Origin of the sequence: Sphingosinicella soli (assembly GCF_014199685.1) — a bacterium.
In the GTDB taxonomy this organism is placed as follows: domain Bacteria; phylum Pseudomonadota; class Alphaproteobacteria; order Sphingomonadales; family Sphingomonadaceae; genus Sphingosinicella; species Sphingosinicella soli.
The window spans coordinates 1-23691 of the sequence record NZ_JACHNZ010000007.1; the positions used below are offsets into that span (position 1 = coordinate 1).

The window sequence follows — 23691 nt, forward strand, 5'->3', positions numbered from 1 at the left end:
GGCTCCGCTTCGCAGGCCATTGCTCAACCCGCGCTCATGCGCAACAAAGCTGCCGGACTCTAATCCGTGCTGGTGGAAACCAGGGGGTCACGTCACTTTGCAAATGGCTGGCTAAAAACCTTGGCGGCCGCCATGTCTCCAAGGTCTACGGCGTAATGTTTCGCAAGCATTGCCGTGCCGGAATGCCCAAGCCTTCCCGCGACTGTACGAGCGTCGATGTTGCGCTGAATAAGGATCGTGGCGTGGGTCCGGCGTAGATCGTGCAATCGCACGTCCTGCAACCCCGTGGCCTTCCATAGGCGTGTCAGAGCCCGTTTGAGAGTTGTCATGGACACAGGGAACAGGCGGTTATCGCCTTCGGCCCTATCCAGTTTCCGAAGAGCGGTGAGAATGGCCTCCATCTCTGCCGTGCAGGTGACGAACCGGGGTTTGCCGGTCTTGGTGTTGCCGACTTCGATGACCGTGGTTTCGTCATCGATCTTTCGCACATGGTCCCATGTCAGATTAATAATCTCGCCGCGCCGCATACCGGAGTTGTAGGCCCAGACCACATAGTGGCGCAGCCATCCTCTGATCTGCTGCGGGGTGCGTTCCTTGTTTTCCTCCTGATCTTGTTCGATCTTTTCCGTCGCTTTCAGGATTTTCTGCCATTCTTCCTCGGTAACGAAGCGTTGCCTTGGTTCGATGCCTTTGATCCTATCGGCTCGCTCGGTCGGGTTCCGTTCTATGACGCCGCTGCGGACCGCATCATTCATGATTGCGTTGAAGGTAGCTAACTGCCTTTGGACTGTGGCCGGTTTCAGCTTTTCGCTCTGTATGCCTATCCAACGATTTAGGTCTGTAACGGTGATGGCATTCAGCGCCTTTTTCCCGAAAGCTGCATTGAGCGCGGAATTGATATGGCCCTTTGTGACGCCGTAGCCCTTCAAGGTCGGCTTTTTCCGTGCAAGCCAGCTTGAGGCGTATTGCGAGAAGGTTTCGACTACCACGGCTTCCAACGGCTCTCCACGGTCAGCTAAGCCTTGGAGTCGGTCGCGTTCTGCAACCAACTGTGGCCAGTCCCAAGAAGATCGCTTGCCTAGCTTATGCTCAACTGAGCCGCCGACCGGAATTGAACGGCCCCTGTATGTGCCACCGCGCGGCATTCTGATCTTAACCCATACAGTCGAACTGCTCGCGCCCTTGAAAATACCGATGCCGTCGCAGTAGGAAGCGCGCTTTTTCATATCGCGGGGTAGGGCCGCTTCAAACTCTTCAAATTTGGCAAAACGTCGGGGGCGGCCCATGGTGCGTTTGGCAACTGACATCTGCGCTCCTTCCATTTTTCGATGACCCTGCTAAACCATCCTCCAGTGGGGAATCGAGTGGGGTGTATGGAGATTGTGCCATAAAATGATAGATTAATTCACCCCACCACATCCCCACTGGCAACGGCTATAAACTACCATGGCCGTCATAAACAACAGAAACGCATATGTTTTGTCATTGGCGGAAATCTGGGAACGGCTATAACATCAATGAGGCAGGAAAATAGATGCTACCTACCTTGCCAAGGTTGGGGTCGAGAGTTCGAATCCCTTCGCCCGCTCCAGTTTCTGCGGTGGTGGCAATCACTTAGACGCCTTCGGCGTGACGCTTGACTATGAACGCCTAGGCTGCTGCGGGATTGAGGTAGCGGCCCTCCGGCGGCCCCGCCAGCGCCGCCATCACCCCCGCAAAGGCGTCCTTGCCCAGTGCTGCGCCCGCCGCCTTGTGCGCCTCCACGGACGACCAGTATTCGATGAAGATGAAGGCGTCCGCGTCGCCCGCGTCGGTGAACATTTCCACCTTTTCGCATCCCGCGAGCGGCCGCACCTTGTCGGCGAGCGTTGCCAGTGCCTGGCCGAGCGCTTCGCCGCGCCCTTCTGCGGCGCGCATCAGATAATGGCGTAGCACGGTCATCTTTATTCTCCCTCGTTTCTCAGGTGCTGTTTCTCAGGCGCCGTTTCTCAGGCGTCGAGCCCCAGCACCTCGTTCATCGTGTAGCGTCCGGCGGGTTTGCCTGCGAGCCAGAGCGCGGCGCGCACCGCTCCGCGCACGAAGATCTCGCGCGATTCGGCGCGGTGGCCGAGTTCGATGCGTTCGCCGTCCGCCGCCAGGATCACCATGTGGTCGCCCGCCACCGATCCGCCGCGCAGCGCCGCGAAGCCGATCTCGCCGACCTTGCGCGCCGCGTCCGCGCCCGCGCGGGCGTTGACGGCGGCGTTCGAGAGCTTCACGCCGCGCCCGGCGGCGGCGGCTTCGCCCAGCATCAGCGCGGTGCCGGAGGGCGCATCCACCTTGTGGCGGTGGTGCATCTCGGCGATCTCGATGTCCCAGTCCTCGCCGAGGCGGCTTGCGGCCGCCTTCACCAGCGCGGCGAGCATGGTGACGCCGAGGCTGGTGTTCGCGGTCTGCAGCACGGCGGTGGTTTTCGCGGCTTCGTCGATCAGCCTGTGGTGTTTCGGGGCCAGGCCCGTCGTGCCGATCACGATGGCGCAGGCGGCATCGCACGCGGCGGTCAGGTTTTCTTCAAGCGCGTCGGGCGTCGTGAAATCCACGAGCACATCGGCGCTGTGCGCCAGCGCCAGCGTGTTCGCACAGATCACCAGGCTCGGCGCGATGCTGCGGCCCATCGCCGGGTGGCCCGGTTTCTCGGCGGCGCCTGCGAGCACGGCCTCCTTCGTTTCAAGCACGCGCGCGATGATGCCCTGCCCCATGCGCCCGCCCGCGCCCAGAACACCGATACGGGCCTTGCCGCCACGCTTCGCCATAAACCTTGAACCCCTCGAACGCTGATGCGAAGGCATATCTCTGGCCAATCGGGGAGCGGTGCGCAAGATCATGCGGGCAGCGGAGTTTCAAAGCATCGTCGTGCTCACGGGCGCGGGCATTTCCGCCGAAAGCGGCGTGCCGACGTTTCGGGGCCCAGACGGCCTCTGGGAAGGTCACCGCGTGGAAGACGTGGCGACGCCGCAGGCGTTCCGCCGCGATCCGGTGCTGGTGCAGGCGTTCTACGATGCGCGCCGCGCCGCGCTCGCCCGTGTTGCGCCCAACGCTGCGCACGCGGCGCTCGCGCGGCTGGATGCGCAGTGGCCGGGCGATCTCCTCGTCGTCACGCAGAACGTCGATGATCTTCACGAGCGCGCGGGGGCAAGGCGCATGGTGCACATGCACGGCGAACTGAAAAGCGCGCTCTGCCTCGCCTGCGGAGAGCGCCAGACCGCGCCCGATACCCTGTCGGACGGCCCCGCCTGCATCCGCTGCGAAGCGCGGCGGCTGCGGCCCGATATCGTCTGGTTCGGCGAGATGCCCTATCACATGGATCGCATCGAAACGGCGCTCGCCGCCTGCGATCTGTTCGTCTCGATCGGCACGTCGGGCGCGGTCTATCCGGCGGCGGGCTTCGTGCAGGGCGCCCGGCACGCGGGTGCGCGCACGCTCGAAATCAATCTCGATCGCTCCGAAGGCACGCATTTTTTCGATGAAGCCCGCCACGGGCGCGCGGGCGAACTCGTGCCGCTGTGGGTGGACGCGCTTCTAAAGCGCTGATTCCTCGATCTGGTGCATCGCCTCGTCGGAAAGGCCGAAATGGTGCCCCACTTCGTGCACCAGCACGTGCGTCACGATATGCTCCAGGCTTTCCTCGCCTTCGGCCCACAGGTCGAGCATCGGGCGGCGATAGAGATAGACGGTGTCGGGCAGCGCGCCCGACACATCGACCGACCGCCCCACGGCATGCCCCTGATAGAGCCCGAGCAGGTCGAACTCGCTTTCGAGGCCCATGTCGCGGCACACATCCGCGTCGGGGAAGTCCTCGATGCGCAGCACGACCGCGCCGAGATGCGCCTGGAACACGTCGGGCAGCCTGGCGATTGCCGCGCGCGCCAGCGCCTCGATATCATCCAGCGTGGGCGCGAAGGTTTGACGAACGCTCATGCTCCACGACATAGAAGCATGCGCCCCGCCGCGCCAGCAGGAGGACAGCCATGGTGAAGAAACTTTCCGACGACGCGCGTGCGGCGCTGCTCCCCGGCCTCCCGGCGTGGACGCTGGACGCGGCGCGCGACGGCATCGCCCGCAGCTTCCGCTTCAAGGATTTCGTCGAAGCGTTCGGCTTCATGAGCCGGGTGGCGCTCCTTGCCGAAAAGGCGGATCACCACCCGGAATGGTCGAACGTCTGGAACCGCGTCGATATCCTGCTCACCACGCACGACGCGGGCGGGCTTTCGCAGCGCGACATCGATCTCGCGAAGGCGATCGACGCGCTCTGAAGCCTATTTCGCGGGCGCGATCGCCTGCCCGCGCACCGGCTCGCCGTCGCGGACCGGGCGGCCGTCCGCCAGCATGTTCTGGAAATCGGCGGGAAGCCCCTTGCCGCCCTCGGCGAAGGTCGCCCCCGTCTGCAGGTGGAAATGGATGTGCGGCTCCGATGTGCGGCCGCTGTTGCCGCACAGGCCGAGCGTCTGCCCGGCCTTCACCGTGTCGCCGGTCTTCACCCGCGTCGATCCCTGCTGCAGATGCGCGACGAGCGAATGCTGCTCGGGCCCGTGACGAACGATCACGTGATTGCCCGCCGCCGCGTTCGCGCTGATGTCGCCGATCGCCATGTCGGGCAGTCCGTCCACCGCTTCGGTAACGACGCCGTCGCCCACCGCCAGCACCGGCTCGCCCCAGCAGTAATAGGATGCGTGTTCGTTTGCCGGGCCGGAAAAGCTCTTGCCGTCCTTCACCACCACCAGGTCGAAGGCATAGGTCTGCGCGCGCGCAACCATGTGATAGTTGCGGGCAAGGTTGCGCCCGCCCCAGAAGGTGAACCACGTGCCCTCGCGCGGCGCTGCGAACGGCGGCTGCACGGAGACGCCCGCACCGGCTGCGGGCGCCGGCGGCGGCGGAGACGATGGCTGCACGGTCGCGGCGACCACGGCGCCCTTGTCGTCCCACACCACCGTCGTCATCGCGGCGGGCGCGCGTTCATGCGCGGCGAGGCGCTGGTAGAAGGTAAGCCCGTTGATGGCCATTTCCACCTCGTCGAACACGATTGTCTGCGCGCCCAACTGCGCATTGATCGCGGCCGAGAACGCAGCGGGGCCGCCCGCGGCATCGATCTTCGTCTTCAGGTCGGGCGCGGCCGCTGCCGAAAGCGCGCCGACGCTTTCGGGCGACGCCCACTGGGAAACGGCGCGCCCGCGTTCGATAACCGAACTGGCGGCCGTGGCGGCGATCATCGCGGCTGCGATCGTGAAAGCGTGCATGAAAAGGTCTCCGGGTTGCAGGTCAGATGTTTTCGAGTTCGTCCGCGATCGCCTCGGCGCCGCGCCGATTGATGCGGATGACCCACGCCATCGCGATCGCCGTCGCTGCCGCCAGGCCGATCACGAGCAGGCGTCCGCCGGGCGGGGCGTTGAGGAACGCGCTCGCGTAGATCGTCACCATGCCGGGCAGCATCGGCCCGATGTACCAGCGCGCCACCGAAGCGAGCGCGTCGCGTTCGCGCCTCAGGCTGTCGCGATAGGCGTCGATGCTGGGCCGCGCGCCGTCGATCGCCGAGCCTCCGCCCGTGCGCCGGTGAAGCTGCCGCACCACCACGCCGCCGCCGATCCCCAGCAGGATCAGGCCGATCGTGCCCGCGCCGAACGCGCCGAGCCGCACGTCGAGGAGAACGAGGCCCGCGACGGCGACGATCATCATCGCCGCGGTCATGTATTCGATCAGGTTGCGCCTCCGCACGCGCCGTTCGAGCGCGGTGTGACGCCGGTGAATGTCTTCCGGCGGCAGCGCGCGCGGCTGCACCGTCTGCGCCGTCCACAGCGCGCTCAGGCCGTTCCTGTCGGTCATGCCCGGTTTCCTTTCGCGAAAGTCTCGGCGAGCAGGGCCTTGATGCGGTGGATGCGCACGCCGACCGCGCCGGGGGTCAGCCCGGTGATCTCGGCGCTTGCGGCGGCGTCCAGTCCTTCGAGGTGCAGCAGCAGCACCTGCCGGTCGATCGGCCGCAGCCGCCAGATCAGCGCGTAAAGCCGCTCCAGCGTCAGCGCGGCGTCGGCGCTGTCCTCCGGCCCGGCGCGGCTGTCGGCGACATCGACGGTATCGAGATCGACAAATGCGGCGGGTTTCGCCCGCACCGCGCGGTGGATATGCCGCGCCCCCACGTTGTGCGCGATGCGGTGCACCCATGTCGCAAGGCTGCACTGCTTTGCGAACCCGGCGAAGCTCCGCCAGAGCTGCAGGTGAATCTCCTGTTCCAGATCCTCGCGCAGCGCCGGGTCCGCCTCATAGCCCGCGCAAAGCCGCGCGATCATGCCGCCGTGCGCCGCCGCCGCGTCCGCATACAGCGCATCGCGCGTGTCGCCGCTTGTTTCCGCACTGCTCATGGGGGAGACAGTCGCAGCCGCGCGGCGTTTCTTACAAAGAAATTTTCGCCCCTCCGCGCCCGCCCGGGGCCATTTGCATCGGCCTGCCGCAACAGACTCTCGAAACGTCTCCGTAATACTGGCGTTAACCACGATGTTGTGCCGGAGATGCCGGTGCGAACACGGCGATGCGCCGGGGGCGGACGGTACGCGCGCAGGCGCGGCCGATGGGGTCGAGTCTGAAGGAGGAACGCAATGAGTGTCATTTTCAAAAGTCCGAGAATGTTTGTGCTGCTTGCGCTGTCGGGTCTGGTGCCCGCCAGCCTGCAAGCGCAGCCGCAGGATGTGAACGGGTCCGACCCGTCCATAGACGTGAACGCCTATCCCCCGGCGGACCTCGCGGGTCTCGCCGAAGGGCCGGAGGTCGAAGGCTTCATCTCGGCGCGCACCGACCAGAAGATGCAGGTCACGACCGCAGGCGGCACCAAAACGACGGTGTTCATCAGCGATGCGACCAGGGTGAAATCGAGCGGCGGCTTCCTCGGCGCCAACAGCAAGAAGCTGGCGGCGGATGCGCTGCTGAACGGCCTGCCCGTCAGCATCAAGACCGTGCAGTGGGGGCAGGGGCTGGTGGCGAGCCAGATCGATCTCAAGAACAAGGATCTCAAAACCGCCTCGATGATCCGCAACGCCACCGAGCAGCGCTTCGAGGAGCAGTCCGCGGCGACGGAGGCGCTGCGCGGCCGCGTCGGCGACATCGATCAGTATAACATCAAGGGCACGACGAACGTGAACTTCGACACCGGCAAGGCCGTGCTCTCCGAACAGGCGAAAGCCGATCTCTGCACCGCCGCGACCGAGGCCGAAGCGATGGACAATGCGCTGCTGCTGGTCGTCGGCTACACCGATTCCACGGGCAGCGAAGAGTATAATCAGGTGCTCAGCGAAAAGCGCGCCGCGCGCGTCGTCAATTATCTGCAGCAGGCCTGCGGCTGGAAACCCTACCGCATGCTCACGCCCACCGGCATGGCCGAAGCCGACCCGGCGGCAAGCAACGACTCCGCCGAAGGCAAGGCACAGAACCGCCGCGTCGCGGTGAATGTGCTCGTCAGCAAGGGCCTCGACGGGATCTGAGGTATCGGGGTGGGCTGCGGCCCACCCCGCGATTTGTTTTGGCCGGGCTCCGTTACGCGACGATGCGTTGGTCCCGCCGGGTCGGATTCGCCAAAAGCGCACAACATGTTAAATTCTTATCTAATTTTTTCAATACCTTAAGTATCTATTCGTGCAACAGGAAATGTGCCATCGTGACTCTCCGACGTTAGAGAGGCATTTAGAAATTGTAGCTACAATGTAGCCCATCTAATGGACCAGCCCTCTAATGGACTGGAGTAAGCGAAGTGGCAGCGGCCGACATCGTGCGTGCTCGGATTGATTCCGATCTGAAGAAGGAAGCCAGTGCAGTCCTTGCGGGGATGGGGCTGTCTGTGTCCGATGCCATTCGGCTGATGCTTGTGCGCGTGGCGTCCGACAAGAACCTGCCCTTCGATATCCGCGTGCCCAACGCGACAACCAGGCAGCGACGCGCGACGTGTCGGAAGGTCGGATAGAGCGTTTCGCCAGCGTTGCTGATTTGATGGGCGCGCTCAACGCGGATGATAAGGATTAGATCGGTTTCTTGACGAGATCCACTTGAGCGGAAGGTTTGATCGCGCTTTTAAACGGTGATTGTTGCGGCGGCTTCGGCACGATCGGAGGACGTCAGTTAGTCGCCCGTCCGAAGCGAAGGAGCCCTGTCTTTCGCCAGCCGAAGAATGAGTGTGCCAAGAAGAAGCCAAACGGCAAGAATGGCCGGGATGATTAATCCTATGAAAATCGCAGTTATCAAGGCTGCGATCCCGTAAACCGGCTGGCCGTTCTGATAAACGGCCGTTCCGCCGCTCATCCCGTAAAGACCAAGCAAAACCATGATCGGTAAGAACAGCATGGCATAAGCCACGTAACCAAATTTGAATACGGATCCTGCCGACAATCGACTGACTTTGATTTCTTGCATGCCCCCGCTCCTTACAAGATTTCACAATATATCGAATTGAAAATCAGCAATAGGTGGGAATGGTCAGTCCTTAACGCGTAGGGGCTTAAACCGCCGCCTTCAGCTTCTCCACAAGATCGGTCTTTTCCCACGGGAAGAAGTCGCCCTCGGCCTTGCGCCCGAAGTGCCCGTATGCGGCGGTGCGGCTGTAAATGGGCTTGTTGAGGCCCAGGTGCTCGCGGATGCCCTTGGGTGTCAGGCGCACGAGCTGGGGGATCACCGTTTCCAGTTTCGCTTCGTCCACCGTGCCGGTGCCGTGCAGGTCGACATACAGCGACAGCGGCTCGGCGACGCCGATCGCGTAGGAAAGCTGGATCGTGCAGCGCTTGCCGAGGCCCGCCGCCACGATGTTCTTCGCAAGGTAGCGCGCGATATACGCCGCTGACCGGTCCACCTTCGTCGGGTCTTTGCCGCTGAACGCGCCGCCGCCGTGCGGGCTCGCGCCGCCGTAGGTGTCCACGATGATCTTGCGCCCGGTCAGGCCCGCGTCGCCGTCCGGTCCGCCGATCTCGAAGCGGCCCGTCGGGTTCACGTGGATCGCGGTCCGCTCGGTCACGAAGCCTTCGGGCAGCACGTCGCGGAACACGCGCATCACATAGTCGCGCAGAACCTTGAACTTTTCCGGGTCGCCTTCGCCGCCGTGGAAGAAATAGCCCGGCGCATGCTGCGTCGAAACGACGAGCGCGGCGGCTTCCACCGGCACGCCGCCCGCGTAGCGCAGCGTCACCTGGCTCTTGCTGTCCGGTTCCAGAAACGGCGCCGCGCCGCAGTGGCGGTCCGCCGCCAGCCGCGCCAGGATCTTGTGGCTGTAATCCAGCGTCGCGGGCATCAGGTCGGGCGTCTCGTCGGTCGCGTAGCCGAACATGATGCCCTGGTCGCCCGCGCCCTCGTCCTTGTTGCCCGCCTCGTCGACGCCCTGCGCGATGTGCGCGGATTGGCCGTGCAGATGGTTCTCGAAGCGGAATTGTTCCCAGTGGAAGCCGTCCTGCGCGTATCCGATGCGCTTCACCGTCGAGCGCACCGTCGCCTCGATCTCGTCGAGCGCGCCCGCCACCCAGGCGCCGTTTTCGTACACGCCCTTGCAGCGGATTTCACCGGCCAGCACCACCAGCTGCGTCGTCGTCAGCGTTTCGCAAGCGATGCGCGCTTCGGGGTCTTTCGACAGGAACAGATCGACGATCGCGTCTGAAATCTGGTCGGAAACCTTGTCGGGGTGGCCTTCCGAAACCGATTCGGACGTGAAGAGATAGTCGCTGCGCGCCATGCGTCTTTCCTGAAACAGCCCTTGGACGATCCCGGTCTAGCGCCGCCGCGCGGCCTGCGCAAGCGGACATAAAGAATCGTTTATGTCTTTTCGGTACGATCCTGCACGTATGCCAACACGTTCCTGCGCGCCGCGTCGTCGGGCAGCGCCCTGAACGCGGCGATCAGCGCGCGGGTTTGGTCGTGGGGTGTCGGCTCGGCCTCATAGGCATCCTGCGTCTCCGCAAGCCCCGCAGGCGCCGGCGTTTCCAGCCCGTCGAAAAACCAGTCGATGCCCGTGCCCAGCCGCCCGGCGATTTCGAACAATTTGCTCGCGCTGATGCGGTTGCTGCCGTTTTCGTATTTCTGCACCTGCTGCGCGCTGATGCCGAGATCCGCGCCGAGTTCGGCCTGCGTCACGCCCCGCGCCGCACGGCTTTCGCGCAGGCGTCTGCCCACGTGAAGGTCGACGGGATGGACGGTTTCGTTCGGCATGGCTCCGGCGGGCAGAATACAACCATAGCGGGTGTATTTGCATCCGTTCCGGCGCGCAAGGCGTCAGCGCTTTGCGAGTCTCCAGCCAAGCAGCATCAGCATCGCCGCGAGCAGCAGCGGCAGGATGCGGCCGGTGTGGCTGAACGGTGTCGGCGGGTTGGCGGCGGGCAGCCGCGCGTCGATCACGCCCGCCGTGCCGCGCGGCATCGCCGCCGTCACGCGGCCGTTCGCGTCGATCACGGCGCTGATCCCCGTGGGGGTGGACCGCGCCATCGGCAGCCCCTCCTCGATGCTGCGCAGCCGCGCCTGCGCCAGATGCATTTCGGCGCCCGCGCCCGCGAACCATGCGTCATTGGAGACGTTCAGCAGCCACGCCGGGCGGTGATCGGCTTCCGTCACGCGGCCGTCGAAGATCATTTCGTAGCAGATCAGCGGGCCGACCGCCGGGAAGCCGCCGGGAAGCGGCAGCGTGCGCGGCCCCGGTCCGGGCCAGAAGTCGAGCGCGCCCGGCGCGAGCCGGTCGAGCCCGATCGCGTTCAGCAGCGCGCGCGCGGGCAGGAACTCGCCGAAGGGCACCAGGCGCTTCTTGTCGTAGCGCGCCAGGATGCCGCCTTCGCTGTCGAGCACGAACAGGCTGTTGCGCGCCGCGATCGCCCTGCCGTCTACTTCGCGGATCGCCTTCAGCGCGCCCAGCAGCATCAGGTCATTCGGCCCCAGCTGCGCGCCCAGCCTGCGCCGCATCGCGGGCATCTCGTCGAGCAGATCGGGAATAGCTGCCTCGGGCCAGATCAGCAGCCGCGCCTCGCGCGTCGACGTCGGCGATAACTTCAGATACTTCGCGACGGCGCGCTCGACGCCGTCCTCAGACCATTTCTCGTCCTGCCCGATATCGGCCTGCACGATGTGAAGGCGCGCCGCCGTAAGCGGCGTCGGCGCCCGCAGCGGCATCAGTCCGGCGATCGCTGCCGCTGCCGTCACGCCCAGGATCGCCGCGCCCGCGCGCCATTGCCGCTTGCCGATCAGGTAAAGCCCGCCCGCCGCCAGCACGATGATCGCCGTAAGCCCCAGCCCGCCGATGATCGCCGCGCCCTGCGCCAGCCCCGCCATCGGCAGCGCGACCGCGCCCAGCGGATTCCACGGAAAGCCCGAAAACAGCACGCCGCGCAGCGCCTCGCCGATCGTCCAGCACCCCGCGAGGCTCAGAACCAGCGACAGCCCGGCGAGCCGCCGCGCCGAAGCCGCTGCAACCGCGGGGAAAATCGCGAGATAGGCCGAAAGCAGCAGCACGCCGATCCATCCGGTCCACGCGGGCATATCCTGCTGATACTGAAATGCCTGCGCTATCCAGTGAGTGCCGAGCAGGAAGTGTCCGAACCCGAATACCCACCCCGCCTTCGCCGCCTCGCGCAGCGTCTGCGTCGTCGCGGTTTCCCGGATCAGCCAGGCCAGCCCGATCAGCGTCAGCGGCCAAAGGTTCCACGGCGCGAAACCCAGGCTGCTGATGATGCCGGCAACAAACAGCAGTCCGCGTCGCCCCGCGGCCGATCTCACGCCCCGCGTGCCGCGGCCGGAACTGTTTGCGGGGGATAGGCGCGCACGCGCTCGATCTTGCGCTCGTCGCCCTGCGTCACTTCGAACGACCAGCCCACCGGATGCTCCACGATCTCGCCGATCGCCGGAATGTGTCCCGCCAGCATGAACACCAGACCGCCGACCGTATCGACATCGCGGTCCGCCGCCTCCGACAGCGGCGCTCCCGTCGCCGCTTCCAGCGCCTCGATATCCACGCGCGCATCAACCTCGAAGCCGCCGTCCGGAAGCGGCGTGATCGTCTCGGCTTCCTCCTCGTCGTGCTCGTCGGCGATGTCGCCCACGATCTCCTCGACAAGGTCTTCGATCGTCACGAGCCCGTCGGTCCCGCCGTATTCATCGACCACGATCGCCATGTGCGTCCGCCCCTGCCGCATCCGTGCGAGCAGGTCGAGCACGCGCATCGCGGGCGGCACGAACAGCACGGGGCGCAGCAGGCTTTCGGCATCGACAGCGGCGCTGCGCCCGTCGACTGCGATCACCGCGTAAACGTCCTTCACGTGAATCATGCCGATCACGTCGTCGAGTGATTCGCGGAACACCGGCAGGCGGCTGTGGCCCGCATCGACGAATGCCGCGACCAGAACCTGGAAATTGTCATCGACATCGCAGGCGATGATCTCGCCGCGCGGCACCATCACGTCGCCGACACGCCGCTCGCCGAAATCAAGCAGATTCCGCAGCATCAGGCGCTCGGTGGCGGAAAGGTCATCCCCGTCGGGCGTATCGCGGGCGTGATCCTCGAGGGCTTCCTCGATGCTTTCGCGCAGCGTCACTTCGCCGCTGCGGCCAAAGATCAGGCTCCGCAGGGCTCGGACAAGGGGTCGGAACGGCTGGTCGCCGCTGCTACTCGGAGGTTCTTCGCTCATCGTTCGAAACCGTCATGCCTCGCCGGCATAGGGGTTGGCAATCCCCAGTGAAAAAAGGGCACGTCGTTCCATCTCTTCCATTGCATCCGCGTCCGCATCGTTCTCGTGGTCGTAGCCGACAAGGTGCAGCAGCCCGTGGACGATCAGATGCGCTGCATGATCGGTCATGCTGATGCCCCGCTCCGCAGCTTCCCGCGTCACAACGCCGTCTGCCAGCACGATGTCGCCGAGCAGAACCTCGCCGTCGTCGCTGTTCGAAAGGCTCTCCAGCAAGTCGGGCTGGACCATCGGAAACGACAGCACGTTGGTGGGCTTGTCCTTGCCGCGATACTGCGCGTTGAGCGTCTTCACCTCTTCGTCGTCGGTCAGGCGAATCGAAACCTCGCAGCAGAAGCTGGCGTCGATGAGACCCGCGTACGGGCTTTCGCCGAGCGCGGCGCGGCAGGCGGTTTCAGCGCGGGCCGTCCAGTCGATGTCGGGCCATGTGCCGCCCGCTACGGTCGCGGCGACGTCAAGCATCGGGGCCTTCGTAGGCCTCCACGATGCGGCCGACGATCGGATGCCGCACCACGTCGGCGGCGCCGAAGCGCACCACGGCGATGCCGTCGATGCCCTCAAGGCGCTGCGTGGCGTCGTTGAGCCCGGAACGGCCGGGGTTGGGCAGGTCGATCTGTTTCGGATCGCCGCAAACCACCATGCGGCTGCCCTGCCCGAAGCGGGTCAGGAACATCTTCATCTGCTCGGGCGTGGTGTTCTGCGCCTCGTCGAGGATCACGAACGCGTTGGCGAGGGTGCGGCCGCGCATGAAGGCGATGGGCGCGATCTCGATCTCGCCGCTGGCGATGCGTCGTTCCACCTGCTCGGAAGGCAGCATGTCGTACAAAGCGTCGTAGAGCGGCCGCAGGTAGGGATCGACCTTCTCGCGCATGTCGCCGGGCAGAAAGCCCAGCCGTTCGCCGGCTTCCACGGCCGGACGCGAAAGGATCAGCCGATCGACCGAACCCGCGATCAGCTGGCTTACCGCCTGCGCAACGGCCACATAGGTCTTGCCCGTTCCGGCCGGGCCCAGGGCGAAGATGATGTCCTGCCGGGCCAGCGCTTCCATGTAACGAAGCTGTGTCGGCGAGCGCGGCACGATGGTCTTGCGGCGGGTGCGGATGATGATCGGCGAAGCGCTTCCGTCCTCGGCGCGAACCAGGCCCTCCAGCGACGGATCCTGCGACAAGGCCAAAGCTCCCTCCACATCGCCGATATCAACGCCCTGCCCCAGCGCGAGCCGGTTGTAGAGGCCTGTCAAAACGTCGCGCGCCCTTGCCGCCGCATGGGCCTCGCCTTCTATCGACAGCCGGTTGCCGCGTGCGGCGATATAGACGCCAAGCCGGTTCTCGATGGCGATCAGGTTCTGGTCGTACTGCCCGAACAGCGCTCCCAGCAGTTCGGCGCGGTCGAAATCGAGTTCAAGGCGGACCCGGTCGTTCGCGGCGGGCGGGGAAAGCGGAGCGGATTTTTTGGCCATCGCTACGCAGCTTCGGCGAATGCGATGCGTCCCGCAAGACTGTTCGCGTAGGCGCCTTCGATCTCCACCGTCACAATGTCGCCGATCTGTGCTCCGCGTGCATCGACATACACCGATTGCAGCCAGGGCGACTTGCCGATCAGCTGCCCCGCACGCTTGCCGGGGCGTTCCAGCAGGATAGGCATCGTGCTGCCGAGCGCCGCCGTATTGAATGCGAGCTGCTGTTCCTGCACCAGCGCCTGCAGCCGGCGCAGGCGATCCGTCTTCACGTCCTCGTCGATCTGCCCGTCCATCTCCGCCGCCGGCGTTCCGGGCCGCGCTGAATATTTGAACGAATAGGCCTGCGCATAGTTCGCCGCGCGGATGATCGCGAGCGTCTCCTCGAATTCCGCTTCCGTCTCTCCGGGGAAGCCGACGATGAAGTCGCCTGAAACCGCCATGTCGGTACGGGTCGCGCGCAATTTTTCGAGGATGGCGAGATAGGTTTCCACCGTGTGCGAGCGGTTCATCGCTTTCAGCACGCGGTTGGAGCCGGATTGCACGGGCAGATGCAGGTAAGGCATCAGCTTGGGCGTGGTGCCGTGCGCCTCGATCAGCGCGTCCGTCATGTCGGCGGGGTGGCTCGTCGTGTAACGGATGCGGGCGACCCCGTCGATCGCCGCAACCTCGGCGATCAGCGCCGCGAAATCGGTTCCACCGTGGCGGTAGGCGTTGACGTTCTGGCCGAGCAGCACGATCTCCCGCGCGCCCTCGTCGGCGAGACGGCGGGCCTCATCGAGAATGGAGGCGGCGGGCCGCGAGACTTCTGCGCCGCGCGTGTAGGGCACCACGCAGTAGGTGCAGAACTTGTCGCACCCTTCCTGAATCGTCAGGAACGACGACGCCGTCGCCTTGCGACGCTTCCCGAGCGCTTCGAACTTTTCGAGCGTGGGCAGGTCGGTTTCCACCGGCTTTTCCGAGGCCCGGGCGATCAGATCCGGCAACCGGTGGTAGGCCTGCGGCCCCACGACGATATCGACGGCAGGCGCCCGGCGCACGATCTCGGCGCCTTCCGCCTGCGCCACGCAGCCCGCGACCGCCACGATCGGCTTGGGTCCGTCGCGGTGCTTCAGGCGGCCGATCTCCGAATAGACCTTCTCGCTCGCGCGTTCGCGAATGTGGCAGGTGTTGAGCACGACGATCTCGGCGTCCTCTGCGGACGCGGCGGGCGTGTGGCCTTCTGCGTCGAGAAGTTCCGCCATGCGCTCGCTGTCATAGACGTTCATCTGACAGCCGAACGTCTTGACGAAATAAGACCTGGAAGTGTTCACGGGGGCGTCGATTTCAGTTGGCCGGCCTGTTTTTGAGCGGTCGGCCGTAGAGCTCCAGGCGGTGATCCACCAGTTCGAAGCCCAGCCGCTCTGCAATCAGGCGCTGCAGATCCTCAAGCGCATCGTCATGGAATTCGATCACTGCGCCGCTTTCCACGTCGATAAGATGATCGTGGTGCTCTTCGGGCGTCGGCTCATAGCGCGATCTGCCGTCGCGGAAGTCGTGGCGTTCAAGGATGCCGGCCTCTTCGAAAAGGCGCACCGTCCTGTAGACCGTCGCGATTGAAATGCCGGAATCGATCGCCGAAGCGCGCCGGTAGAGCTCTTCAACATCCGGGTGGTCCTCGGCGTCGGAAAGCACCCGCGCGATCACCCGGCGCTGCTCGGTGATGCGGAGGCCGCGCTCTGCACATATCGCTTCGATATCGATTTTTGTCATCGCAGCAGTTTAGGCGTGGAAACAGGGACGGACAAGTCCGTCCCTGCTGCCGTCGCATCCTTTTGAAAGGATGCCGAAGCTACTTGCGCTTGCCGGCCCGCTTGGTCCCCAGGCCGATCTTCTTGGCGAGCGCCTGACGCTGCAGCGCATAGTTCGGCGCGACCATGGGATAGTCGGCGGGAAGGTTCCACTTCGCGCGATAGTCGTCCGGAGTCATGCCGTAGTGCGTCATGAGATGGCGCTTCAGCATCTTCAGCTTCTTGCCGTCTTCCAGGCAGACGATGTAGTCCGGCTTTATAGATGCGCGGACCGAAACTGCGGGCTCCTGCTTCGGCTTGACAGGTTCCACCACCCCGCCGAGCTTCGCAAGTGTCGAGTAGATATTCTCGATCAGGTTCGGAAGGTCCGAAACCGCCACCGTATTGTTTGCGACGTGAGACGATACAATGTCCGCTGTCAGCGCAAGTAGTTCCTGATGATTGTCGCTATGTTCATTCATAAATCCGAGACCCCGACCATTTTGTTGTTGGCGGGGCGTTTTATGTAACGTCTGAATGGCTTTCGCAAGATTTAACGCATGTTGTGACTGAACAGATGTCTAGAATGACAGTGCCATGGTTATCGCATCGAAACGCAGATGATTTTCCCCGACATAATAATCTTTCCGTTGCCCGACACAGACAAAACCCCGGCGTTCATAAAGCCTCAGCGCGCCGGTGTTGCCGCTGCGGACTTCAAGGAACATGCGCCGGATTCCCGAATGTTTCGCGAATTCAGTCGATCTTCGCAGCAGTTCGGTTCCGATACCTTGCCCGCCCCGATCCGGGTCGACGGCGATCAGCAGAAGCTCGCAATCCTCGCCGGTATTGCGCGTCAACGTGAAGCCGGCCGGCGCCGCGTCGATCAGCGCCAGTTCCGATCGCGTGCCGGGCATGGCGAGCGTGCCCAAAAGCTGGCTGCCGTTCCAGCCTTCCCCATAGCGGGCGTCGAACGCGCGCGACATGAGTGCCGCAAGCGCCGGGACGTCATCGATCGTGACAGTTCGGAAAAGCATCAGGCGGGCAGCTTCGCATCCGGTGCCCGCACATACAGAGGCGTCGGCGCGAGCATCCGAAGTTCGGGCGGCAACAGCCGCACATCGCGGGCGTCGGGCGGCGCATCGGAAAGAATCGCGGCAAGGCTGCCGGCCTCCTGCAGAAACGGCGCGCCGGTTCCGGCGAGGGGTCCCCGGCAAACTGCGGCGGCGCTGCCGTAGGAAAGCGCCGCGACCGCCGCCGCCGCATGCAAATCCCTGTCGAAGGCCTGCATGAAGACCTCGCCGCGGCCTCCGTCCATCACCACATCAAGGCGCGCGACATCCTGCGCGGCAAACACGCTCGCGGCGATCAGCGCAGTGGATGAAAAGCCGTGGACCGGCACGTTCCAGACAAGCCCGAAGCCTCGCGCGGCGGCAATTCCGACGCGGAGTCCGGTGAAACTTCCCGGTCCCACGCCGACTGCGATGGCGCGCGGCCGCATGCCCGTTTCGGCAAGCACGGCCTCGACGAGCGGCACGAGCCGCTCGGCATGGCCGCGGCCGATGCGTTCATGCCGCGCTGCAACGATGCGCGCGCCTTCGATCAGCGCGACCGAACAGGCGGCAGTGCCGGTTTCGATCGCAAGCAGCATCAGACGATGGACGCGGCCTCTTCGAACGACAGGCGCGGACTGCGCTCGAACAGGTTCTTCTCCGTGCCGTAGCCGATCGCACAGAGGAAATTCGTCTCGATGGCGGTGCCCGCGAAGAACGCGGCATCGACCTTCGCCTTGTCGAAGCCCGACATCGGGCCGCAATTCAGCCCGATCGCGCGCGCGGCGATCATGAAATACGCCCCCTGCAGAGACGAATTGCGGAACGCGGTTTCGTGAATCATCGCGTCGTTGCCCGTGAACCAGCTGCGCGCGTCGGTATGCGGGAAAAGCTTCGGCAGGTGATCGTAGAACTTCATGTCCATGCCGATGATCGCCGTCACCGGCGCCTGCAGGATTTTCGGGCCATTGGCGCCCGATGCGCAGGCTGCGAGCTTCTCGCGTGCTTCCGCGCTCTTGGCGAACACGATTCGCGCTGGAGAGGCGTTTGCGGACGTCGGGCCCATCCGCATCAGGTCGTACACGGCGCGCAGCTGAACGTCGGAGACCTGACGGTCGGACCAGTCGTTGTGCGTCCTTGCGTTACGGAAGATAAGATCGAGGTCGCGATCGCTCAGCAGATGATCGTTCATAAGGACTCCCTGTTGTCTTGCCGCGCCCCTCAGACGGCGCGGACGTCGATGACTTCCGGCACATAGTATTTCAGAAGATTTTCGATGCCGTTCTTCAGCGTCGCGGTTGAAGAGGGGCAGCCCGAGCAGGCGCCCTGCATCTGCAGATAGACGACGCCTTCCCGGAAACCCTTGTAGACGATGTCGCCGCCGTCGTTCGCGACGGCGGGGCGGATGCGCGTTTCCAGAAGGTCTCTGATCTGCGCGACGATGTCCGCCGTTTCGGGATCGTCCTCGATTTCGGTTTCGGCGGCGATCTCGTTCAGCAGCGGCGCACCGCTGGCGAAATGATCGACGATGATGCCGAGCACCTGGGGTTTCAGCTCGCGCCAGTCGCCGCCGCCCTCGGCGCGCGTCACCGAGATGAAGTCGCTGCCCAGGAACACGCCCGTCACATCGCCGAGCGTGAAGAGTGCGCTTGCGAGCGGCGATGCCTCCGCCGCTTCGGGGGATCCGAAATCGATCGTGCCCGAAGGCATCACGGCGCGCCCGGGAAGGAACTTCACGGTCGCGGGATTGGGTGTGGCCTGGGTTTCAATGAACATGGCGGCGGTCCTCGGGTGGTGGTTCGTGGGCGGGGCCCATCCTCATGCATGCCCATGTGGCGTGCCTTGCGCGCCGGATCAAGCCAGACGGTCGATCGCTTCGGCATCGAGCCCGCCGGGCACGATCACCACCACGCAGGGAAGGTTGCCGGCGCGCTCGCCGGAAAAGTGGCTGACGAGGGGGCCGGGCGCGCCTTTGGCGGCGGCGCCGAGGATCAGCGTGTGGACGTTGTTTTCCGTCAGCATCCCGGTGACTTCATCGACGACCGTTCCCTCGCGGATTTCCAGGGAGGGGCGCCGCCCGGAAAGCGCCATCACCTCGTCGGCCTTGCGGGCGAGCAGGGCCTCGGCAGCCTCCTGCGCTTCGGCGGCGATCATGTCCTGAAGCCCGCCGGAAAGAAGGAACTCGGCCTTGGGAACGATATAGGCGAGCATGATGTTGCCGCCGCTCGACTTGGCGCGGAGCGCCGCATACCGCAGGGCAAGCGCCGATTCGTCGGTGTCGTCGACAACGACGAGATAGTTGGGCACCGCCGTCATCGTGCCAGACCCGCCGCGAGTGTGCGCAGCGATTCGCGGGCGCGCATCAGATAATAGCCCTGCTCGACGAGGTCCTGCCTGCCGACGCCGAACGCCGGGCGTTTCCCTGCGACGGCATCGAGCGCTTCGGTTGTTTCAGCCCATGTGGCGGCAAGCTGTCTCTGGCCGATCGTCGTGCCGAAATCCTCGCGCAGTCCGCGCATCAGCATGGCTGCGGCATAGGCGCCGCCGCGAACCTCGTTGAACTGTGCGTCGGCGCTGCCCACGCGGCTGTCGTCGATCATGCGGTCCACCGCGCCCGCTTCCTCGCCGAGTGCGGTGTTGAGCCCGAGCAGCGCGAGCCGCAGCTCGCGGGCATCGCCTTCGCCCGGCGCGGCGCTCTCCGCAACGGCGCGGTTGTAGCGCGCGAGCGCATCGATCGCATCGCGGTAACGGCTTTCTGCGGAGCCGCCGATGAAGGGAAAATCGCCGTGCAGCCAGCCGCGGTCAGGAGGCGTCTCGAGCGCGTCCACGGCCTCGCTCAGTTCGGGATCGCCGCCGACGCCCTGATCGAAGCTGGAAACGAATGTGCGAATCGCGGCGTGCTGTCCGCGCTGGAACGCGGGCATGTCTTCCAGAAGACCGGTGGGGCGAAGCAGGCTGTCGTTGGGGGTCCAGCCTTTGTTCAGCGCCCGATCGAGCAGCATCGCGGCCGTCGCGACGGCAACGCTTCCCCCAGGCGGCAATACGGTCGTGCCGGGGCGCACGGTAAGGTCGGCGCGGGTATCGGAAAGCAGGCTGCCGACAACGCCCCAGTAAAGGATAGCGGCGAAAAATGCCCCGAGGATCAGCAGCATCCAGCGCGGGATCGCGGCGAAGCGACCGGCGAGGCTGATGCCCTTCGCCTCTGCGCTTGCGGCGGTCACGGGATTTACCGTCTGACGGCGGAAGATGTCGAATATACCCACGCGTTGTTCTTAGCGCGCGTCGAGGCGGCAGGGAAACCCCTACCGCCATCGCAAATCGTCAGGAGCTGCTGTTCGTCTGGTCGATCTTCACGCGCTGGGTCTGCCCGGAATTGCCGGGGAAGCCCGTGAACATCGCCTCGACGAGGTTGGGCACCAGCTTGGTGAGGTCGGATGAGCGCGTCGTCGCCTCTGCGCGGCCCTCGAATACCGGCGCGCCGTTCTTGCGGACAATGTCCATGTCGAGGAACGAGCGATAGACGGTGTAGCTGTAAACTTCGCTGCCGCCGCCGAAGCCCGGACCCCAGAACGGGTCGTAGAACGAGCTCCAGTAATAAGGGCTGTAGCGATAGCGGCTGTAGTGCGGCCAGCCCCATCCGCCCCATCCGCCCCAGCCGTAACCCGCGCCGAAACCGGTGTAGCGAGTGTCGATCTTCTCACGGCCGTCGTTGACGCCGTAGTCGAGCTTGACGACGAGTGTGGCGGCTTCGGGGGAAGCGGCGCGCTGATAGCCCTGCTGAACGAGCTTGTTTTCGACGTACGAGGCGTATTGCGCGAACTCGAGTCCGCCCGATCGCGTCGCATCGCGGGCTTCGATCGCGAAGCTCTCGCCTGTCGGCGCCGGCAGGCGCTGGAAGCGGGAGACATCGGCAGTAAAGGGCGTCGCGCATGCGCTCACGAGCGCAAGCACCCCCAGCGACAACAGAATCTTCGGCAGTTTCATGCTAATCACCTTAGGGCTTTCTCGTTCAGGATATCGCCATGCTCATATAATGCATATGCGCGGCTGAACGATCCCTGAATTTACAAAGCCCTCAGCCGAGAAACCCCACAGTCCGTTTCACCTCCGCGAGAACCGGCGCCGAAATGGCGTCGGCGCGCTCTGCGCCCTTCGTCAGCACGGCGTCGAGATGGCCCGGATCGGCGCAAAGCTCACGGAAACGCGCGGCGATCGGCGCCAGAACGCTCACCGTGAGATCGGCGAGCGCGGGCTTGAATGCGCCGAAGCCTTTGCCCTCGAACTCCGTCAGCACCACTTGCGCGGTCGTTCCGGCGAGCGCCGCATAGATCGAAACGAGGTTTTTCGCTTCGGGTCGCGACTCGAGCCCGGCGAGGTCGCCGGGCAGCGGCTCGGCGTCCGTCTTCGCTTTCCTGATCTTCTGCGCGATCGCGTCGACGTCGTCGGAAAGGTTGATTCGGCTCATGTCCGAAGCGTCTGATTTCGACATCTTGGCGGTGCCGTCGCGCAGCGACATCACGCGCGTCGCCGGGCCCTGGATCACGGGCTCGGGCAGCGGGAACAGCGCCACGCCGTAGTCGGTGTTGAACTTCTGCGCGATGTCGCGGGAAAGCTCCAGGTGCTGCTTCTGGTCCTCGCCCACCGGCACGTGCGTCGCCTTGTAGCCCAGGATGTCGGCGGCCTGCAGCACCGGATAGCCGAACAGGCCGACGGAGGCGCCTTCCTTGTCCTTGCCCGATTTTTCCTTGAACTGCGTCATGCGCTGCATCCAGCCCATGCGCGCGGTGCACATCAGGATCCAGCAAAGCTCGGCGTGCATGTGCACCTGGCTCTGGTTGAACAGCACGGCGCGGTCGGGATCGATGCCGCTCGCGAGCAGCGCGGCGGCCATCTCGTGGATGCCCCGGCGCAGCGCTGCGGGCTCCTGCCACAGCGTGATCGCGTGCAGGTCCACGATGCAATAGACGCATTCGTGCTGGTGCTGCATGTCGACCCAGTTGCGGATCGCGCCCAGGTAATTGCCCAGGTGCAGGTTGCCGGTCGGCTGGATGCCGGAAAAGACGCGCGGTTGAAAAGTCTGTGTCATAGCGCGCCGCCGTTAGGCTTCGCGCAGGGCACAGGTCAAGCGGTGTTGCCGCGCCTCAGCTTGGCGAGATGTTCGCGGTGGAAGCCGCCGATCACCCACAGTACGCCGAAATAGAGCGTCGCCCCGGTCAGCACGACCGCCGCCAGCGCCCCCGCGCGGGCGAGCGCCCCGGCGGTGAAGGCGGAACCGAGCGCGCCGGTCACCCACCACAGGCCCGCAGCCATCACCAGTGCAGCGAAAAGCTGCTTGGCCACGCGCAGCACGACCTGGCCGCTCAGCGTGAAATGCCCGCGCCGGTGCAGGATCGTGTAGAGCATCGCGCAGTTGAACCAGCTGGAAACGGCGGTCGCGGCGGCGAGCCCCACGATACCGAATCGGTCGATCACCAGCAGGATCACGGCGACGTTGAAGGTCAGCGCCGCAGCGGCGGTCTTCACCGGCGTCTTCGTATCGCCGCGCGCGAAGAAGCCGGGCGTCAGCACCTTGATGAGCACATAGGCGGGCAGCCCGGATACGAGCGCCACGAGCACGCCCGCGGTTGCGGCGACATGCTCCGCCGTGAAGCGCCCGCCGAGGAAGATCGCCTCGACGATCGGCTGCGCGGCCACGCCGAGCGCCGCGGCGGCGGGCAGCGTCAGCAGCATCGAAAGCTCGACCGCCGTGCCCTGCAGCCGCTGCGCGCCGTCCGCATCCTCGCGGGCGATGAGCCGGCTGAGCGCGGGCAGGATCGCCGTGCCGAGCGCGATGCCGACAACGCCGAGCGGAAGCTGGTTGAGGCGATCGGCGTAGTTCAGGAAGCTCATCGCGCCCTCTTCCAGCCGTGTCGCGAAGAACGTGTCGATCAGCTGCGAAAGCTGGTAGATGCCCGCGCCGAACGTGGCGGGCACGATGATGCGGCCGAGCTGCTTCACCTTGGGGTCGAGGCGCGGGCGCCGCAGGCGCAGCGTCAGCCCGGCCCGGCGCACCGCCCAGAGCAGCCACACGAACTGCACGACGCCCGCCACAGTCACGGAAATCGCGAGCGCACGCGCCGTTTCGGCGTTGTCGCCGGTCGTGCTGCCGAACAGCAGCACGCCGCCGATCAGGCAGATGTTGAGCAGGATCGGCGCGGCGGCGGCGGCGGCGAACTTCGACATCGAATTGAGCACGCCCGACAGCAGCGACACCAGGCTGATGAGCAGCAGATAGGGAAAGGCGATTCGCGTCAGCTCGACGGTCAGCTCGAACTTGCCCGGCACGTCCTGGTAGGCGCTCGCCATCAGCCAGACGATGCCGGGCATGAAGATCTCGAACAGCGCGGTGAACAGCAGCAGCACGGGCAGGAACACGGAAAGCACGTTCGCCGAGAAGCGCTCGGCGGCTTTCTTGCCGCCCGGCCCGTGCAGTTCCTTGCTGAACATCGGCACATAGGCGGCGCTGAACGCGCCTTCGGCAAACAGGCGGCGGAAGGTGTTGGGCAGCTTGAACGCCACAAAAAAGGCGTCCGCGCCCGCGCCCGCACCGAGCAGGCGCGAAAGCAGCATGTCGCGGGCAAAGCCGAAAATGCGGCTGACGAGGGTCAGCCCGCCGATAACGCCGACGCTCTTGACGAGCGACATGGGCGCAGCCTCCC

General features: G+C 65.1%; 29 protein-coding genes and 1 pseudogene. 4 read left to right on the plus strand and 26 right to left on the minus strand.

Features of this window, described 5'->3' with window-relative positions; translation table 11 throughout:
• Positions 1–92 precede the first annotated feature (92 nt).
• The 3 genes from GGQ98_RS04070 to dapB form a co-directional block, all read right to left on the minus strand.
• Entirely contained in the window at positions 93–1307 is a 1215-nt protein-coding gene (locus tag GGQ98_RS04070; protein ID WP_184065513.1) for a tyrosine-type recombinase/integrase, read from the minus strand.
• Between the two features lie 343 nt (positions 1308–1650).
• Positions 1651–1941, minus strand: a complete 291-nt coding sequence (locus GGQ98_RS04075) for a putative quinol monooxygenase (RefSeq protein WP_184065516.1) — start codon at positions 1939–1941, stop codon at positions 1651–1653.
• Positions 1942–1988: 47 nt separating this feature from the next.
• Positions 1989–2792 (minus strand): 4-hydroxy-tetrahydrodipicolinate reductase, encoded by an 804-nt coding sequence (dapB, locus tag GGQ98_RS04080; RefSeq protein WP_184065519.1) that lies wholly within the window; start codon positions 2790–2792, stop codon positions 1989–1991.
• A gap of 70 nt (positions 2793–2862) precedes the next feature.
• On the opposite strand from dapB, the gene GGQ98_RS04085 reads away from it, so the two are divergent.
• Entirely contained in the window at positions 2863–3570 is a 708-nt protein-coding gene (locus tag GGQ98_RS04085) for an NAD-dependent deacylase (RefSeq protein ID WP_184065779.1), read from the plus strand.
• Here GGQ98_RS04085 and GGQ98_RS04090 read toward each other — a convergent pair.
• Positions 3559–3957, minus strand: coding sequence for a metallopeptidase family protein (locus GGQ98_RS04090; RefSeq protein WP_184065522.1), 399 nt, complete (start codon positions 3955–3957; stop codon positions 3559–3561). The two genes, GGQ98_RS04085 and GGQ98_RS04090, sit on opposite strands and share 12 nt — an antisense overlap.
• Positions 3958–4001: 44 nt before the next feature.
• On the opposite strand from GGQ98_RS04090, the pseudogene GGQ98_RS04095 reads away from it, so the two are divergent.
• Positions 4002–4292: pseudogene (locus GGQ98_RS04095) on the plus strand (4a-hydroxytetrahydrobiopterin dehydratase); the annotation flags it as partial.
• 3 nt (positions 4293–4295) lie between these two features.
• Here GGQ98_RS04095 and GGQ98_RS04100 read toward each other — a convergent pair.
• The 3 genes from GGQ98_RS04100 to GGQ98_RS04110 are packed head-to-tail and all read right to left on the minus strand — an operon-like array spanning position 4296 to position 6389.
• Positions 4296–5273 carry a M23 family metallopeptidase gene (locus GGQ98_RS04100; protein ID WP_184065528.1) on the minus strand — a complete coding sequence of 326 codons (978 nt, stop codon included), beginning with the start codon at positions 5271–5273 and terminating at the stop codon, positions 4296–4298.
• A gap of 22 nt (positions 5274–5295) precedes the next feature.
• Positions 5296–5856, minus strand: a complete 561-nt coding sequence (locus GGQ98_RS04105; RefSeq protein ID WP_184065531.1) for a hypothetical protein — start codon at positions 5854–5856, stop codon at positions 5296–5298.
• Entirely contained in the window at positions 5853–6389 is a 537-nt protein-coding gene (locus tag GGQ98_RS04110; RefSeq protein WP_184065534.1) for an RNA polymerase sigma factor, read from the minus strand. Before GGQ98_RS04110 ends, GGQ98_RS04105 begins: the two co-directional genes overlap by 4 nt.
• Before the next feature lie 234 nt (positions 6390–6623).
• Here GGQ98_RS04110 and GGQ98_RS04115 point away from each other — a divergent pair, with 234 nt between their 5' ends.
• Positions 6624–7502 (plus strand): OmpA family protein, encoded by an 879-nt coding sequence (locus GGQ98_RS04115; RefSeq protein WP_184065537.1) that lies wholly within the window; start codon positions 6624–6626, stop codon positions 7500–7502.
• 266 nt (positions 7503–7768) lie between these two features.
• Positions 7769–7978: a type II toxin-antitoxin system RelB/DinJ family antitoxin gene (locus GGQ98_RS18775; RefSeq protein ID WP_184065540.1), complete on the plus strand. Its 210-nt coding sequence runs from the start codon at positions 7769–7771 to the stop codon at positions 7976–7978.
• A gap of 155 nt (positions 7979–8133) precedes the next feature.
• Here GGQ98_RS18775 and GGQ98_RS04125 read toward each other — a convergent pair whose 3' ends face one another.
• From GGQ98_RS04125 to murJ, 19 genes are all read right to left on the minus strand, one after another.
• Complete coding sequence (locus GGQ98_RS04125; protein WP_184065543.1) at positions 8134–8424, minus strand: hypothetical protein; 291 nt, start codon at positions 8422–8424, stop codon at positions 8134–8136.
• Positions 8425–8509: 85 nt separating this feature from the next.
• The gene (metK, locus tag GGQ98_RS04130; RefSeq protein WP_184065546.1) at positions 8510–9727 is read right to left on the minus strand and encodes a methionine adenosyltransferase; all 1218 of its coding nucleotides are present in this window, start codon (positions 9725–9727) and stop codon (positions 8510–8512) included.
• An 80-nt stretch (positions 9728–9807) separates the two neighbouring features.
• Positions 9808–10200: a helix-turn-helix domain-containing protein gene (locus GGQ98_RS04135; RefSeq protein WP_184065551.1), complete on the minus strand. Its 393-nt coding sequence runs from the start codon at positions 10198–10200 to the stop codon at positions 9808–9810.
• Positions 10201–10263: 63 nt separating this feature from the next.
• The gene (gene lnt, locus GGQ98_RS04140) at positions 10264–11751 is read right to left on the minus strand and encodes an apolipoprotein N-acyltransferase (protein WP_184065554.1); all 1488 of its coding nucleotides are present in this window, start codon (positions 11749–11751) and stop codon (positions 10264–10266) included.
• A complete protein-coding gene (locus tag GGQ98_RS04145) occupies positions 11748–12566 on the minus strand; it encodes a hemolysin family protein (RefSeq protein WP_341534128.1) in 819 nt (272 codons plus the stop codon). The genes lnt and GGQ98_RS04145 overlap by 4 nt, the downstream gene beginning before the upstream one ends.
• A gap of 105 nt (positions 12567–12671) precedes the next feature.
• A complete protein-coding gene (ybeY, locus tag GGQ98_RS04150; RefSeq protein WP_184065559.1) occupies positions 12672–13178 on the minus strand; it encodes an rRNA maturation RNase YbeY in 507 nt (168 codons plus the stop codon).
• Positions 13171–14175: a PhoH family protein gene (locus GGQ98_RS04155; protein WP_184065562.1), complete on the minus strand. Its 1005-nt coding sequence runs from the start codon at positions 14173–14175 to the stop codon at positions 13171–13173. The genes ybeY and GGQ98_RS04155 overlap by 8 nt, the downstream gene beginning before the upstream one ends.
• 2 nt (positions 14176–14177) lie before the next feature.
• The gene (miaB, locus tag GGQ98_RS04160) at positions 14178–15485 is read right to left on the minus strand and encodes a tRNA (N6-isopentenyl adenosine(37)-C2)-methylthiotransferase MiaB (protein ID WP_184065565.1); all 1308 of its coding nucleotides are present in this window, start codon (positions 15483–15485) and stop codon (positions 14178–14180) included.
• Between the two features lie 13 nt (positions 15486–15498).
• A complete protein-coding gene (locus GGQ98_RS04165) occupies positions 15499–15924 on the minus strand; it encodes a Fur family transcriptional regulator (protein WP_184065568.1) in 426 nt (141 codons plus the stop codon).
• Positions 15925–16003: 79 nt separating this feature from the next.
• Positions 16004–16423, minus strand: a complete 420-nt coding sequence (locus tag GGQ98_RS04170) for a Ros/MucR family transcriptional regulator (protein ID WP_184065571.1) — start codon at positions 16421–16423, stop codon at positions 16004–16006.
• A 99-nt stretch (positions 16424–16522) separates the two neighbouring features.
• Entirely contained in the window at positions 16523–16978 is a 456-nt protein-coding gene (locus tag GGQ98_RS04175; RefSeq protein ID WP_184065574.1) for a GNAT family N-acetyltransferase, read from the minus strand.
• Positions 16978–17592, minus strand: coding sequence for a tRNA (adenosine(37)-N6)-threonylcarbamoyltransferase complex dimerization subunit type 1 TsaB (tsaB, locus tag GGQ98_RS04180; RefSeq protein ID WP_341534129.1), 615 nt, complete (start codon positions 17590–17592; stop codon positions 16978–16980). Before tsaB ends, GGQ98_RS04175 begins: the two co-directional genes overlap by 1 nt.
• Positions 17592–18185 carry a malonic semialdehyde reductase gene (locus GGQ98_RS04185; RefSeq protein ID WP_184065577.1) on the minus strand — a complete coding sequence of 198 codons (594 nt, stop codon included), beginning with the start codon at positions 18183–18185 and terminating at the stop codon, positions 17592–17594. Before GGQ98_RS04185 ends, tsaB begins: the two co-directional genes overlap by 1 nt.
• Before the next feature lie 29 nt (positions 18186–18214).
• Positions 18215–18769, minus strand: coding sequence for a NifU family protein (locus GGQ98_RS04190; RefSeq protein ID WP_184065580.1), 555 nt, complete (start codon positions 18767–18769; stop codon positions 18215–18217).
• A gap of 78 nt (positions 18770–18847) precedes the next feature.
• A complete protein-coding gene (locus GGQ98_RS04195) occupies positions 18848–19309 on the minus strand; it encodes a universal stress protein (protein WP_207791247.1) in 462 nt (153 codons plus the stop codon).
• Positions 19306–20256 (minus strand): DUF2333 family protein, encoded by a 951-nt coding sequence (locus GGQ98_RS04200; protein ID WP_184065583.1) that lies wholly within the window; start codon positions 20254–20256, stop codon positions 19306–19308. Before GGQ98_RS04200 ends, GGQ98_RS04195 begins: the two co-directional genes overlap by 4 nt.
• A 58-nt stretch (positions 20257–20314) precedes the next feature.
• Complete coding sequence (locus tag GGQ98_RS04205; RefSeq protein ID WP_184065586.1) at positions 20315–20977, minus strand: DUF4136 domain-containing protein; 663 nt, start codon at positions 20975–20977, stop codon at positions 20315–20317.
• A gap of 91 nt (positions 20978–21068) precedes the next feature.
• Complete coding sequence (trpS, locus tag GGQ98_RS04210) at positions 21069–22079, minus strand: tryptophan--tRNA ligase (protein ID WP_184065589.1); 1011 nt, start codon at positions 22077–22079, stop codon at positions 21069–21071.
• 35 nt (positions 22080–22114) lie between these two features.
• Complete coding sequence (gene murJ, locus GGQ98_RS04215; protein ID WP_184065592.1) at positions 22115–23677, minus strand: murein biosynthesis integral membrane protein MurJ; 1563 nt, start codon at positions 23675–23677, stop codon at positions 22115–22117.
• Positions 23678–23691: the final 14 nt, after the last annotated feature.

What these genes read in the sequence shown, in the direction of transcription:
- GGQ98_RS04070 (WP_184065513.1), bottom strand. Translation starts at nt 1,307, where the DNA reads ATGTCAGTTGCCAAACGCACCATGGGCCGCCCCCGACGTTTTGCCAAA.
- GGQ98_RS04075 (WP_184065516.1), bottom strand. Translation starts at nt 1,941, where the DNA reads ATGACCGTGCTACGCCATTATCTGATGCGCGCCGCAGAAGGGCGCGGC.
- dapB (WP_184065519.1), bottom strand. Translation starts at nt 2,792, where the DNA reads ATGGCGAAGCGTGGCGGCAAGGCCCGTATCGGTGTTCTGGGCGCGGGC.
- GGQ98_RS04085 (WP_184065779.1), top strand. Translation starts at nt 2,863, where the DNA reads ATGCGGGCAGCGGAGTTTCAAAGCATCGTCGTGCTCACGGGCGCGGGC.
- GGQ98_RS04090 (WP_184065522.1), bottom strand. Translation starts at nt 3,957, where the DNA reads ATGAGCGTTCGTCAAACCTTCGCGCCCACGCTGGATGATATCGAGGCG.
- GGQ98_RS04100 (WP_184065528.1), bottom strand. Translation starts at nt 5,273, where the DNA reads ATGCACGCTTTCACGATCGCAGCCGCGATGATCGCCGCCACGGCCGCC.
- GGQ98_RS04105 (WP_184065531.1), bottom strand. Translation starts at nt 5,856, where the DNA reads ATGACCGACAGGAACGGCCTGAGCGCGCTGTGGACGGCGCAGACGGTG.
- GGQ98_RS04110 (WP_184065534.1), bottom strand. Translation starts at nt 6,389, where the DNA reads ATGAGCAGTGCGGAAACAAGCGGCGACACGCGCGATGCGCTGTATGCG.
- GGQ98_RS04115 (WP_184065537.1), top strand. Translation starts at nt 6,624, where the DNA reads ATGAGTGTCATTTTCAAAAGTCCGAGAATGTTTGTGCTGCTTGCGCTG.
- GGQ98_RS04125 (WP_184065543.1), bottom strand. Translation starts at nt 8,424, where the DNA reads ATGCAAGAAATCAAAGTCAGTCGATTGTCGGCAGGATCCGTATTCAAA.
- metK (WP_184065546.1), bottom strand. Translation starts at nt 9,727, where the DNA reads ATGGCGCGCAGCGACTATCTCTTCACGTCCGAATCGGTTTCGGAAGGC.
- GGQ98_RS04135 (WP_184065551.1), bottom strand. Translation starts at nt 10,200, where the DNA reads ATGCCGAACGAAACCGTCCATCCCGTCGACCTTCACGTGGGCAGACGC.
- ybeY (WP_184065559.1), bottom strand. Translation starts at nt 13,178, where the DNA reads ATGCTTGACGTCGCCGCGACCGTAGCGGGCGGCACATGGCCCGACATC.
- GGQ98_RS04155 (WP_184065562.1), bottom strand. Translation starts at nt 14,175, where the DNA reads ATGGCCAAAAAATCCGCTCCGCTTTCCCCGCCCGCCGCGAACGACCGG.
- GGQ98_RS04165 (WP_184065568.1), bottom strand. Translation starts at nt 15,924, where the DNA reads ATGACAAAAATCGATATCGAAGCGATATGTGCAGAGCGCGGCCTCCGC.
- GGQ98_RS04170 (WP_184065571.1), bottom strand. Translation starts at nt 16,423, where the DNA reads ATGAATGAACATAGCGACAATCATCAGGAACTACTTGCGCTGACAGCG.
- GGQ98_RS04175 (WP_184065574.1), bottom strand. Translation starts at nt 16,978, where the DNA reads ATGCTTTTCCGAACTGTCACGATCGATGACGTCCCGGCGCTTGCGGCA.
- tsaB (WP_341534129.1), bottom strand. Translation starts at nt 17,592, where the DNA reads ATGCTGCTTGCGATCGAAACCGGCACTGCCGCCTGTTCGGTCGCGCTG.
- GGQ98_RS04185 (WP_184065577.1), bottom strand. Translation starts at nt 18,185, where the DNA reads ATGAACGATCATCTGCTGAGCGATCGCGACCTCGATCTTATCTTCCGT.
- GGQ98_RS04190 (WP_184065580.1), bottom strand. Translation starts at nt 18,769, where the DNA reads ATGTTCATTGAAACCCAGGCCACACCCAATCCCGCGACCGTGAAGTTC.
- GGQ98_RS04195 (WP_207791247.1), bottom strand. Translation starts at nt 19,309, where the DNA reads ATGACGGCGGTGCCCAACTATCTCGTCGTTGTCGACGACACCGACGAA.
- GGQ98_RS04205 (WP_184065586.1), bottom strand. Translation starts at nt 20,977, where the DNA reads ATGAAACTGCCGAAGATTCTGTTGTCGCTGGGGGTGCTTGCGCTCGTG.
- trpS (WP_184065589.1), bottom strand. Translation starts at nt 22,079, where the DNA reads ATGACACAGACTTTTCAACCGCGCGTCTTTTCCGGCATCCAGCCGACC.
- murJ (WP_184065592.1), bottom strand. Translation starts at nt 23,677, where the DNA reads ATGTCGCTCGTCAAGAGCGTCGGCGTTATCGGCGGGCTGACCCTCGTC.